Origin of the sequence: Rhodococcus sp. NPDC080181, assembly GCF_040702225.1 — a bacterium.
GTDB lineage: Bacteria > Actinomycetota > Actinomycetes > Mycobacteriales > Mycobacteriaceae > Rhodococcoides > Rhodococcoides fascians.
Genome location: NZ_JBFBKN010000050.1, coordinates 1 through 12,043 on the forward strand (window position 1 = coordinate 1; position 12,043 = coordinate 12,043).

Annotated in this window: 12 protein-coding genes; 3 read left to right on the forward strand and 9 right to left on the reverse strand. The window is 65.1% G+C overall.

Annotated features, from left to right (window positions below):
- Nucleotides 1-125: 125 nt before the first annotated feature.
- The 7 genes from AB0O58_RS26415 to AB0O58_RS26445 all read right to left on the reverse strand — a co-directional run bounded on the left by AB0O58_RS26415 (nt 126) and on the right by AB0O58_RS26445 (nt 8,047).
- Nucleotides 126-785 (reverse strand): HAD-IA family hydrolase, encoded by a 660-nt coding sequence (locus AB0O58_RS26415; protein WP_366239026.1) that lies wholly within the window; start codon nt 783-785, stop codon nt 126-128.
- Entirely contained in the window at nt 775-1,848 is a 1,074-nt protein-coding gene (locus tag AB0O58_RS26420; RefSeq protein ID WP_069388519.1) for an ABC transporter ATP-binding protein, read from the reverse strand. Before AB0O58_RS26420 ends, AB0O58_RS26415 begins: the two co-directional genes overlap by 11 nt.
- A 19-nt stretch (nt 1,849-1,867) precedes the next feature.
- Nucleotides 1,868-3,166, reverse strand: a complete 1,299-nt coding sequence (locus AB0O58_RS26425; RefSeq protein ID WP_227022451.1) for an extracellular solute-binding protein — start codon at nt 3,164-3,166, stop codon at nt 1,868-1,870.
- A gap of 66 nt (nt 3,167-3,232) precedes the next feature.
- Nucleotides 3,233-4,075, reverse strand: a complete 843-nt coding sequence (locus AB0O58_RS26430; protein ID WP_069388521.1) for a carbohydrate ABC transporter permease — start codon at nt 4,073-4,075, stop codon at nt 3,233-3,235.
- Complete coding sequence (locus tag AB0O58_RS26435) at nt 4,072-4,941, reverse strand: sugar ABC transporter permease (RefSeq protein WP_227022450.1); 870 nt, start codon at nt 4,939-4,941, stop codon at nt 4,072-4,074. The genes AB0O58_RS26430 and AB0O58_RS26435 overlap by 4 nt, the downstream gene beginning before the upstream one ends.
- Nucleotides 4,938-7,067 (reverse strand): PQQ-binding-like beta-propeller repeat protein, encoded by a 2,130-nt coding sequence (locus tag AB0O58_RS26440; protein WP_069388522.1) that lies wholly within the window; start codon nt 7,065-7,067, stop codon nt 4,938-4,940. The genes AB0O58_RS26435 and AB0O58_RS26440 overlap by 4 nt, the downstream gene beginning before the upstream one ends.
- 35 nt (nt 7,068-7,102) lie before the next feature.
- Nucleotides 7,103-8,047, reverse strand: a complete 945-nt coding sequence (locus AB0O58_RS26445; protein WP_366239027.1) for a MurR/RpiR family transcriptional regulator — start codon at nt 8,045-8,047, stop codon at nt 7,103-7,105.
- A gap of 290 nt (nt 8,048-8,337) precedes the next feature.
- Here AB0O58_RS26445 and AB0O58_RS26450 point away from each other — a divergent pair, with 290 nt between their 5' ends.
- The gene (locus AB0O58_RS26450) at nt 8,338-8,922 is read left to right on the forward strand and encodes a recombinase family protein (RefSeq protein ID WP_069388523.1); all 585 of its coding nucleotides are present in this window, start codon (nt 8,338-8,340) and stop codon (nt 8,920-8,922) included.
- Nucleotides 8,923-9,310: 388 nt separating this feature from the next.
- Here AB0O58_RS26450 and AB0O58_RS26455 read toward each other — a convergent pair whose 3' ends face one another.
- Both AB0O58_RS26455 and AB0O58_RS26460 read right to left on the reverse strand, forming a co-directional pair.
- Nucleotides 9,311-9,604 (reverse strand): hypothetical protein, encoded by a 294-nt coding sequence (locus tag AB0O58_RS26455; RefSeq protein WP_366239028.1) that lies wholly within the window; start codon nt 9,602-9,604, stop codon nt 9,311-9,313.
- Complete coding sequence (locus AB0O58_RS26460) at nt 9,601-11,160, reverse strand: hypothetical protein (protein ID WP_224277193.1); 1,560 nt, start codon at nt 11,158-11,160, stop codon at nt 9,601-9,603. The genes AB0O58_RS26455 and AB0O58_RS26460 overlap by 4 nt, the downstream gene beginning before the upstream one ends.
- Nucleotides 11,161-11,239: 79 nt before the next feature.
- Between AB0O58_RS26460 and AB0O58_RS26465 the strand changes: the two genes are divergently transcribed.
- Together AB0O58_RS26465 and AB0O58_RS26470 are read left to right on the forward strand one after the other, a co-directional pair.
- Nucleotides 11,240-11,557, forward strand: coding sequence for a thermonuclease family protein (locus AB0O58_RS26465; RefSeq protein ID WP_132064240.1), 318 nt, complete (start codon nt 11,240-11,242; stop codon nt 11,555-11,557).
- A 17-nt stretch (nt 11,558-11,574) separates the two neighbouring features.
- Nucleotides 11,575-11,970, forward strand: a complete 396-nt coding sequence (locus AB0O58_RS26470) for a hypothetical protein (RefSeq protein WP_132064239.1) — start codon at nt 11,575-11,577, stop codon at nt 11,968-11,970.
- Nucleotides 11,971-12,043 lie beyond the last annotated feature (73 nt).

Below are 12,043 nucleotides of genomic sequence, written 5' to 3' on the forward strand. Positions count from 1 at the left end.
CTGCACTGGACATGGATGAATCGATCCTTGATCTCGCCCTGCGTCAGGCGGACTTGCTGTGAACCCCTGGCCTCAACTCACCCTGACACGCAGGGTACTGGCACTGCTTTCGATCCAGAGACGCCTCAGAGTCGCAAGCCCGCCGCGATCACGTCATCGATCCCGCGATGACGGAACGACTCCCATACCTGGATGCCATCCTGTGCCTCGACGGGTTGGGAGCCCCGTACGGCGATCACGCGGAGACCCGCGCCTCGCGCGCTATGCACCCCAATGGTGGAGTCTTCTATTGCCACGGATTGCGAGCCAGAGACGCGTAAGTTGCGGAGAGCTGTCCGGTAGGCCTCTGGGTCGGGTTTCGGACGGGTGACCATATCTGCCGTCGTTACGTCGGCGAAGTATGGGTGAGGTAGCTGTACGAGGACGGTGGCTGCGGTGCGCGAGGGGGACATCGTGACGAGTCCTTGGCAAACGCCCGCACGCTGCAGGGTCTCCAGCAGGTCGAGCGCCCCCGGGCGCCACAAGACTCCGTCGCGACGATTGAGATCCTCCATTCGTTCCGCCAGCAGTTTCACGACCACACGGCGTTCACTACGAGCTCCACGCTCACGGAGGAGATCCGCAAGACCAGGAATGGAGATGCCCGAGATCTCTGCCGGTTCAGGATCCCAGGGATGCGCTCCAAGCTCGCGCGAGAGCTGGGCGCACGCGTGCGCCCAGCTCGCCTCGCTGTCGATGAGCGTGCCATCGAGATCCCACAGGACGGCGCCGCCCCTACTCGGCATGAGCACCGTCGCGTGGCAATCGGGCACCCGTCTCGGCGTCGAACAGCAGAATGTCCGATGCGTTGAAGCCAATCGATACGGACTCGCCGCGATGAACCGAGACGCCGCGATCCGTGCGAACCGCGGCGGGGACGCCATCCACCGTGATTTCAAGGACCTGCGTCTCTCCCTCGAAGATCACCGTATGGACGAGGCCGGTCGCTCGGTAATCTGCGGCCTCTCGGAGGCGAAGACGCTCCGGCCGCACTCCGACCAGGACGCTGCGGGAGGCGGGCGGTGAGGCGATCACACCGAAGACGGTGCGATACCCCCCGTCCCTGCGCTCTCCGTCAAAGAGGTTCATGGGTGGCGACCCGATGAAACCAGCGACGAATGACGTCGCGGGATCGTGGTAAATCTCTTCCGGAGTACCTATCTGCTCGATTCGACCCGCGCGGATGACAGCAATGCGATCGGCCAGCGCCATCGCGTCGCTCTGATCATGGGTGACGTGGATGGACGTCGCACCGGTCGCGCGCATCAGATCGGCGATTTCCTGGCGCAGCGCGACGTGGAGCTGGGCGTCAAGTCCCGAGAGCGGCTCGTCGAGCAGAACGACGCGCGCGTTGCGCGCGAGCGCCCGCGCGAGTGCAACACGCTGACGCTGTCCGCCGGACATCTGTCGCGGCTTCCGGGACAGCAGCTCTCCAATACCCATGCGCCGCGCCAGGTCGATTGCCCGCGCCCGTGCCTCTTCGCGGGTGAGGCGCAGGCCGTGTCGCAGGCCGAGCGTGATGTTCTCAAGCGCACTGAGATGGGGATAAAGCGCGAAGTGTTGGAAGACGATCGCGACGTCTCTTCTGTGGGGAGGCAAGTCTTGCTGCGGTGTGCCCCCGATGACGACTTCTCCGGTGTCCAGCGAATCGAGCCCCGCAACGATCCTCAAGAGGGTCGACTTCCCCGAGCCGGAAGGGCCGAGGACGACAAGCGATTCGCCCGCGGCGACGTCCAGATGGATATCGCCGATGGCGGTGACGTCGCCGAAACGCTTAGACAGATGCCGGAGGGATACTTCAGCAGACATGACGGAGCTTCTTCCCTGGCTAGTTCGACAGTGCGTCGATGCGGCTGACGGTTTCGGGAACGATCTCTTTGGAAGGCTGAGCCTGGTCGATCATCCCCTGCACCATGTCCTGCAAGTATTGATTCGTGCGCGCGAGGCTCTCTCCGGGCCAACCGCCTCCGGCAACAGGAACTCCCTCATAGCGCCATGCGTATCCGAGCGGTCCCTGTGCTTCCGCCAGCTCCAGCAGCTCGGTCTTCGCGGCGACATCCACAGGGATATAGCTGTTTGCTTTCGAGCTCTCCACGATGACCGTGGGGTCCAACATCGCGCTGATGAGCTCTCCGGCGTATGCCGAGCGGCACTCATCGTCGGACAGGGTCATCCACCCGTTACCCCCAGCGGGGAGCACAGCACTTCCGCCATCGGGGATCGGCATGTCGGAAATGGTCCACTCGAAGGAGTCGCCGACGGCGGCGTCCACGGTGGCCCCCACGGCGGGTGTGCCGAAGAAGTAGGCAGCTTCTCCACGGGAGAAGACTGAGATCGAGTCCTGCCAGCTCACAGGGTCTTGAAGCTTCTCTGCACCGATGGTTTCGTAGATCTTCAGCGCCTCGTAACCCTCCTCGTTGTCAAAGCCAGCGGTGCCATCCTCGTTTGCGTACTCGGCCCCGCCGCTGCCGACGAAAGCCTGCACGAACCACCAGGCAATGTTGTCGCGAGGAATCTGGATCGGCGTCGTCACATCTGTCTTCTCTTGGACCTGCCGAGCGCCGTCGAGCACCTCAGAATGCGTGGTCGGGAGCTCGGAGACGCCCGCAGATTCCGTGAGCGTCGTGTTCGTATAAAGCACAGGAACAGAGATCTGGAAGGGTGCGACGTAAGTTTTCCCGTTGAGCGTGCCGACATCCAGGTAGTCGTCGATGTAGGTGTCTCTTAGCGAGGACCGGTCGATTTCGCGAGGGCTGTATTTCTCGACCCAGAATCGGAGTTGATCGAGCCCTAGCATGATGACGTCCGGGCGGGATCCCGCAGCGATATCTGCGACGATCTGCTGAGTGAGCTCGTCATAGCTCGTTCCCTCGGGAGCGGCCTTGAGGTCAACTGTGAGGCCGGGGTACGTCTCCTCCATCGACTTCTTGCCGAGCTCAGCCGCGGCTTGGCCCTGGTTGGCGTACTGAGCGGTGATGGTGACGCCGTCCGGTGAGCATTCCCCGATGTCAGCCTGCGTCGCAGGCGCAGCTTCTTCCGCGGGAGCGGAACACCCGGAGAGCAGGAGCACGGAGCTGATGAGGCCGGCGCCCAATGCGCTCATTCGTGTGATGCGTGAGTGGGACATGATTTCGCCTTCGTAGATAGGAAGTGGGATTGAGGAGGTGAAACTGTGGAGTCGGGTTGACTGTCATCACCCGGGCAGTTCGCCACCGGCGATGCCCGTGACGAACTTGCGTTGAGCGACGATGAACAGCACCACGATGGGGAGGGTGACGAGCATGGCTGCGGCAGCGAGCTCGCCGTACGCGGTGCCGGTCTCCGCCTGCTGGAAGATCGAAAGAGCCAGCGGCGGTGTGTACAGCGAAGGGTCGCGGGCGACTAGTAGCGGCCACAAATAGTCGTTCCAGTGCGTGAAGACGGACAAAACTGCGAACGCGGCGATCGTCGGCATCGACGACGGGACGACGACGTGCACGAGCGTGCGGAGGGTGCCGAGGCCGTCCGCCTTCGCGGCCTCAAGGAGCGAGTCGGGAATCGTGATCATGTGCTGACGGAGCATAAAGATCCCGATCGCGCTGGTCATGAACGGGAGCACCAAGGCCGCAAAGGTATTCGCAAGTCCGATGGAGCCGATGCCCAGGTACAACGGCAGCGCTGTAGCCTGCGTCGGCACCAGAAGACACGCGAGGATGACAGCGAAGGCTGCGTCGCGACCTCGGAATCGGAGCTTTGCGAACGCATAGCCCGCGGGGATCACGGTGATGATCTGGATGATCAGGATGCTGCCCGTGACCAGCGCTCCGTTGAGCATTGCGTGGCCGAGATCCGCACTCTCCCACGCTCGTGCGTAGTTGCCCCAGTCCAAAGAACTCGGCAGGAGCTGGATACCGTCGAGTACTGCTTCGTCAGCCGGAGACAGCGACAAGCGAAGCATCCACAGCACTGGGAAAACCGAGATCGTGATGGCAACGAGAGCCAGCAGCCACCGAAGAGAATGGGACAGGGAGCGGCGGAGCGAGATTTTGGTGGTCATACGGTTTCCTTATCTCCAGTAAATGCCCGTCGCCGAATCACTCCGATGAGAACCAGGACGACAAGGAGCATTGATGCGAGCGCCGCCGCCTGGCCGAGGTCGAAGTAGACGAACCCAAGCCGCCAGGTCATCGTGAGCACCGTCTCGGTGGAACCGAGCGGGCCACCTTCCGTCATGACGTTGATGGTGTCGAACACCTGGACCGACTGCAGGACGGCCATAACCGTCGCGAACACGGTCATGGGGCGCAGCAGGGGAAGGGTGACCCGTCGGAACTTCGCCCACGAGCCCAGTCCGTCGGCGGCGGCGGCCTCGTGCAACGCCGTTGGAATACTTGTTAGGCCGGCGAGATAGAAGATCATCACGAAGGATGTCAGGCGCCAGATGCCCACCAGAGCCACAGTGAACAGCGCCGTCGAGGTATCGCCGAGGAAGTTGACGGGTCCGATGCCGACGACGGCGAAGACCTCGTTGACGAAGCCTCCTCTCGACGCGAAGATCCAGCGGAAGACGACGGCCATCGCGACCATATTGGTGGCGAAGGGGAGAAAGAGCAGAACTTGGAGCGCGGGTCGACCTCGAGTAAACGAGTGCGCAAGCATGGCGGTGCCGAGTCCGAGCACGAGGCTGGGAACAATGGTGAGGACTGAGTAGACGACCGTGTTCCACAGTGCCTGCTGTACCGCAGGGTCGGTGAGGATCGCCGTGTAGTTCGCGATACCGGCCCAGGTCCATACGGTGCGGTCGCCGAGATCGATGCGGAAGAGGCTGCCGACGAGCGCAAGCACGCCCGGCAAGAGCACGAACAATCCGATGAGTGCGAGCGCGGGTGCTACGAGCACCCAACCGATACTCCGGTGCTTCACGACTCCTCCCCCTGCACGATTGCGCTCGGGTAGGCGCAGAGTGTGCCGTCGGCGTGGAGCACGACGGTCGTATCCTCGAAGCGCTGCACGGAGACGAGGATTGGGATGCCGGTGGCGAACCGTGAGCGCAGGGCGCCATCACCGAGATCGAGGGTGATGATGTCACCGTCGAGGGCTGGGAGGATGACCTGCTTGTCCAAGATCGTCGGCGCCGCGAAGAGCGGATGAGGAGTGCGCCTGTACGTGAGTAGGCAGGCATTACTTCGAGCCGCGACCTCTGCGTGCCAGCGTGTCTCGCCGCTCGCCGCGTCTCTGAGATAGACGCTGCCTCCCGCGTCGGAGAACAGAACTCCTTCCAGCGTCCAGTACGGCGGCGTCGGGTTCCACGGAATCGAGCTCGCTTGGAACCAGCTCACCGCGTCGTTGTTCGTGGGACGTCGGAACACTCCAGTGATCCCGGTCGCAATCAGATCACCCGTAGCAGGTTCGATGAGCGGCGTGCGGATCGGGAGGGGGGACGAACCGCGCAACGATTCGAGGAGATCTGTGTTGCTCTCCGCAAGTCGGTCCCCGAACGTTTCGCCCGTCTCCGGATCCAGGAGGACAGGGACTCGCGGCTCAGGGAATCCGCTCCAGACGATGAGAGCCGACGCGTCGTCGGCTGCCCGTCGCTCCCAGAAGACGGGCGCGGCGAGGAGGGCGAAGATCTGGTACGGCGCTATGTCCCGTCGCTCCCAGATCGTGTGTCCGTCGTCGATGTCGAGCGCGCGCAAGGTGGAGTGATCGCCCACGAGGACGAGATTCTCGTGAATTGCTGGCGGAGTGAACCCGAAGAGCCTGAGTGGGTCGGGGGTGTGCTTCCGCCATAGCTGTCGCCCCGTGGAGATTTCGAACGCCGCTGTCGTTCCGGATACCGATGTGCACAGGACCGTGCCGCTCGCGCCGTGCACCACGGGGGCCGAACGCACGGGAGCATCAAGGTCGGCGTGCCAGAGCAGCCCGCCCGTCGCGGCGTCGACCGCGAAGAGACCCCCCGAAGCGTGGTCGTCATCGGCGAGGGGAAGAACGATGACGCCCTTGGCGATCGCGAAAGGGGCACGCTGGCCGGGCGTCCCGACGCTCCGGCGCCAGCGCGCCGCTTCGGCCGCGGCTGGGAGGAGTACCGCGGGGGTCTGGGCAGGATCCGGATCGGTAGGGAGCGTCTCGACGCCGATCGTTACGCCGTCCCACGTGATAAGGCGGTAGGTCGCCGGAGAAAGATCGACGCCACCGAAGAGCGCAGGTGGAGTGTTGACGTGCAGCGTGTCCGCAGTACGTACGACCCGCGACGTATGGCGATGCCCCGAGAATGTAGCGATGGGGGGCCTCGGGAGCCCAGAGAGAATCGAGGAGCCTGGCTGATCATGCGACAGTAGGATCCAGGGAATGTCCTCGTCGAGTGCTTCGAGGTCGGCCCTCAGCCAGGCATTCTGCTGTTCGTGATCCCGGCCGAGCTCGTGCGTGAACCAGTCGATGGCGACGACGTGCAGTGCGGGAAGATCGTACGAATACCACCGCGGGCCGAGAAATGCTTCGTAGTGGCGCGGTTCTCCGGAGTGGATCGCGTAGCCGTTGCGGCTGACGACATCGCTCGTCTGTTCCGTCATGTGATCGTGGTTGCCGGGAATTACATGCACGGGGATTGGTGTGTCGAAAATTGCTTCGCGGAACTCGCGGTATTGCTCGCGGAGGCCGTGGTCGGTCAGGTCACCGGTGATGATCGCGGAATGCAGGTCCGGTTGGTCTTCGACGATCTTGGTCAGCAATGTAGACAAACGTTCACCCGTGCCAAGTTCCGCGGGCTGCGGATAGTTGCCGCCATCACCGATGTGCGTGTCCGTGAGATGAGCGAAGCGAAGCGGAAGCGTTACTGGGGACGCCTGCAGGGTGAAGGTCACCTCGGATTCGCGACCGTCGAAGTACCATTGGTTGCATCGCCAACCCACCGGACGCACCACAAACACGAAACGCGCGTCCGTCTCCAGCTGGAACCTCCCGTCGGCCGCAGTATGCACGACGGTGTTCCCGTCGCTTACCCGGATGTCCGCCAGCGGGTTGCCGTCGGTGTCGGTGACCTGTCCGTTCACGATCTTCGCTCTCTGTCTATGGGGCTCGAGCCGGATCAGATCCGGTGGGAGTTGACGAGTTTTTCGGCCTCGTCACGCCGTTCCGTCGCGCCGCTGACTCGGATCGTGAGCACGCTGTAGATGGCATCGAGAAGTGAGAGATGCACGATTCTGCTGGTCATCGCCTCCACTCGATGCCGCGTCTCCGAGCTCCCCGCGACGATCAGCGCGTGTGCGATCTCTGTGAGCGGGGATGTGAGGAAGCTCGTGATGCCGATGACTTTCGCTCCTGAATTGGCAGCGGTGCGCGCCGCCTCGAGCGTCGTTTTCGTCGATCCCGTGTGGCTGATGACAAAGCAGACGTCGCGCTCATCAAGGCCCTGGACGGCGACGTGTTGGGCGATGAAGTCGGGGGTGAACGTCGCGTCGAGTCCGAGGGCCGTAAGTCGATAGGCTGCGTCTGAGGCAAGCGGAGCGGACGTGCCCACTGCTACGAACCGAATGCGTCGGGCCGATGCTAGGGCGTCGACGATGGTCGTCACGTCGCTGAGGTCGATGTGAGTGGCGGTTGCTTCCAGTGCGTCCGCGCTTTCACGCAGAGTCCCCCGCACAGTGCTCATGAGTGGATCCTCTGCATCGGTCGGGCCCGGGCTATCGGGCGGGGTTTCGCGCGAGAGTAGGAGCTTGAACTCTTGGAAGCCATGCAGACCGAACCTCTGGCAGAACCGCACAACTGACCCGACCGACGTTCCAGATATCTGGGCGAACTCCGTCACGGAGCTCGTCATGACGACACGCGGATCGGCGTGGATCGAGCGCGCAACTCGCTTCTCCGATTCGGAGAACGATGCACTTGCAAGGCGGATCTGCTCGAGCAGAGGTTGTCCGTCGCCGCGCCAAAGGCGTGAGGATGAAAGATCGGTTCTGGTCACGTCGCCCAAATTAGGAGGACCAGATGTCGCATCGGTGGCGTCCGACCAAACCGTGGATGAACACGCCACGCCAAAACTGTGATGGAAATTTCATCCAGTGCGACGCGTCAACCGCCGCTTCCCGGGTGCTTCTCGCCTCCCCAGCTTTCCTGCACCACACCCCCGAATGTCCGGGATCCAAGGCATGACGGACATCGACATGCGTTGACAATCATTAGGTTTCCGAGACACCGCGGCGGCTTGCTCGTGGTCCGACCACTCCCCCGGAAAACGGAGGCCCGGCTTGTCTCGAAAACTTGCCTCATCATGAATCGTCTCAGCCTGCTCGAGCGGCGGGGTTTCTGAGGCAAACTGTAAAAGTGAGACTCCTTGGCTATACCCGCGTCAGCACCGCGTCTCAGGATGCGCAGCTCCAGCTCGACGCGCTCGTCGACGTCGGCGTACAGAAGCGCGACGTCTTCGCTGACGTGACCTCCGGGAGCCGGACCGCGATCGAGCGCCCGGGCATGAAGCGACTGCTTGAGCATGCAGAGTCCGGCGACACCGTTGTCGTGTGGCGCGTTGATCGTTTGGGGCGATCCCTCATTGACGTCCTCAACACTGTCAACCTGCTGCGGGAGCGAGGCGTCAACGTGCGCTCCATCTCTGACGGCATCGACCCCGCGACGTCAACGGGCCGTCTCATGTTGAACATGCTCGCCACTCTTGCCGAGTACGAGCGTGAGCTCATCGTCGAGCGTGTGAATGCTGGCATCGCCGCGGCCCGCCAGAACGGCACGAAGTTCGGCCGGCCCCTCTCCGATCCTGTCGAGGTTGCAGAGAAGCTCCAAGTCGTCGCCGACGCGCGCAAGCGGGGCAGGACGGCGGAAGAAGCTGCTCGCCTCGTCGGCTGGAGCCGCGCGACGCTCTACCGGCACCAGAAAGCGCACACAGTGCGCGAGTAGGAAGCGATCGAGTGAGCTCGTCGGGAGGCGCCTCTGGGGTGGCGCCGCTCCCCCGGCTGCACCCGCCGAGTGAGACGTCTCGAAACCTATGGGTTGTGCAACAACCCTGGCGGCGGTGAAGGTAGGTGGGAGTCTCGCGCCCGCAGTACGAGACTCCACGCATCTGGCCCGGCTCAAACGGGCTGCCACTCTCGCCGTGCTGCGGGCAGGACGCCCACCGTGAGAACTACCCTCCTCGCAACGCTGCGCACACGAACAACGGTCGGCGGCGGCCGCCACAACGAGCACACAGAGCCGCACCTGGTGGCCGGCGATCACGCGCTCATGGCGTGGTACGACGACGCCGAGCTGAGCGGGGACAACGCGAAGGCGATCGCGCGTTACCTTCTCAGCTCATCCACGGCGGCGTCGATGCGCTCCGCGACTCGCCGCCACATTCACACCGGGGCGACGCTCTGCTGCGACCCGATTTCGTGGTTCCGACCAGCAGGCGAGCAGGGTCGCCGCGCGCATGGCGGATCGGATCGGCGACCGGTAGCCCGGCGAGGTCGAACATCGTGCGGCGCCCACCGGTCTCCTCGATGAACAGCACGCTCTGACCACCCGGCCCCAGACGCGGCAGCGGCGCCCACCCTGCCGATGGCTGGGTGGCGCGCTGTCCGCCTCGCGCCACACGGCTCACCGGATCGCTGCCTGCCCGCTGAGGGGCGAGGTGACTGGCTGCACGGTCCGCCCGCCTTCGTGTGCGAGGGTGCGCAACAGCGCATCGACTCCGGCGGTTTCCTCCTCGTCCAACAGCGCCATCAGGTAGTCGATCTCCAGGCCGGCGAACGGTTCGAGGTAGATGTCTCGCGTGGTCATCGGGTGGGCGTGGCCCATCAGTGCGGCCAGCTGGTACCAGATGTCACCCAGCTGGTCGCGCAGGTCACGCGTCTCCTCCTCGGACAGGCCCGTGACCCGGGTCCGCCAGACCGCCGAGAGGATCGAGTACCACTTGAGGCAGAACGAGTGCCGCAACATGTGCGGGCGAGCCCACAACGGGCACCCGTCCACACCCGCCCCGTCACCGACGGTCTTGGCCCACTCTCGGGCGATGCGACGATTGGCGTGGTCGAAGGTGTCTTCCCACCCGTAGGGCTTCTTCGGCAGCCCATTCGGGGCGAGCCACAGCCACAACGGCGCCAGCCCGTTCGGGGTGCGTCGGAACAAACGGCGTCGCTCGTCCGGGCCGAGCACGTCCAGCGAGACCGACACCGGCCCGCCCGGGTCCTCGATCAGCAGCCGCCGACTGTGCGCGCGGTAGCCGGTCACGACCCGGACGCCGGGCAACTGCTGGTAGCGGCCGGCCCGCTGAGCCCGTCGGACGACCTCAGCCCGGGAGCCCTCCACCGGGTCGGTGTAGGCGGCTACCGCGTGCAGCACGCTCCGCGGGATCCGATACGTCCGGCCGGCCTTGCCGCCCTTGAGGCACGCCGCCGCCACGTGCGCCGGCGCGAACCGGGCCGCGCCCGGTGTGGGGATCTCGACGTCGAGGACGCTGGCCCACTCCGCCAACCGCAGGCCCGTCCCGTACAGGCCATCGACGAACGCCGCATCCCGGTCCTCGTTGATGCCGCGCCAGCCGGGCTGGCGCAGCCCATCGAAGCCGTAGCCGCACAACCCGATGTTGCGCCACTGCTCGAATGCCGACCGCAGCATCCACTTTACTTGCCGACGCGCCGACCCCGCGGGCCGCAACGGGTCCCGGCCCATTGACAGGCGACCCAGCGCATCCCCTGGTTGACGGATGCTGCGCCGCAAGCCCGCCCCGGCGGTCGCGACCGGGTTGGCCACCCCGTACCGCTCCCCGGCCCACAGGTAGAAGCTGTTCAACGCCGCCCGGTCGGTGTCGAAGCTCGTCGGCTGCACCCGGCCGGTGTTGTCCAGCGCGGTCAACCGCCACTCCTTGAACGCCTCCATGTCACCCGCCGTCGCCTTCACCCAACTGCGGTCGACCACCCGCAGGTACTCCAGCCACACCACCAGCGCGTACGCGTACCGGCGCCACGTCGCCGGACGGGCCTCGGTCATGCGCCCGGTGCGGAAGAACAAGTTGACGCGCGGGTCCGGCCGCCCACCCGGGCCGATCAGCACCGGCGTCCCCTGCCGGGCACCATTGGCCACCGCTCGGGCATGCACGTCCCCGAAATCCGACACATCGACCACAGGCACGGGTTCGGTGAAGTCATAGAAGTTCACCGTCCACCTCTCCAAACCAGCAGACAACGATCCCCTCCAAGCAGGCCCTAACCGACAACTCCGCAAAGCCTAGAGAAGGATCGACGCCCCCGAAGTCGCGCATCCGCCGGCGCCGGCCGAGTGCTACGCCACGGATGCCACGCGCCTGCTCGAGCGACTGGCGCCGGTGGGCAGCACCGTCGACCTGGTCACCGACACCGCCCAGCCCAGCCGTGACCGCTACGACCGGCTGCTGCGCTACGTCGACCACGACGACGTCGACGTAGCCCGCGAGCTCCTGGCCAGCGGCGCCGCCCGCCGCTACGAAGCAGACCAGGCGCTTGCCCGCGAGGAGTCGTACGCCACCGCATTCGATGACGCCCAGGGCGCTGAGCGCGGCCTGTGGGGAAGCTGCTGAGAGCCCAGGTGCAGGTGATGGACGAGCAACTGACGCTGGCCGCGAAGACGCTGGCCCGGTGGTGCTACGCCCGCGGCGTCGACGAACGCCTCCTCGGCTGCGGCGAGCAGCTGCGCAGACTCGCCGTCGACCAGGCCCTCGGCCGACCGGCGCCGGCGCACCTCGAGCAGGCGCTATGGCAACAGACCGCCACGCTGCTGCGGCAGCGCCGCGACTGGGACCGCGACCACCAGGTGAGCCCGCCGGCGCCTGCTGCGTGCCTGCCCTGCGCCGTGGCGGCCGACCAGTGCCCCACCCACGCCGACCGCCGCTGTCGCGCGTGCAGTGGCCAGCTGCACCGCATCGTCGTCGATGAGGGCTTCGATACCCACCCGTGCTGCGACCGGCCGGGCGGAATTTGTCAAGGTGAATGAGGCCAGTGGGTGTCAGGCGGCGGCCTGATCGGCCGGGTCGGCTGGTGTGGCGGGTTGGTTGATCCAGGCGTCC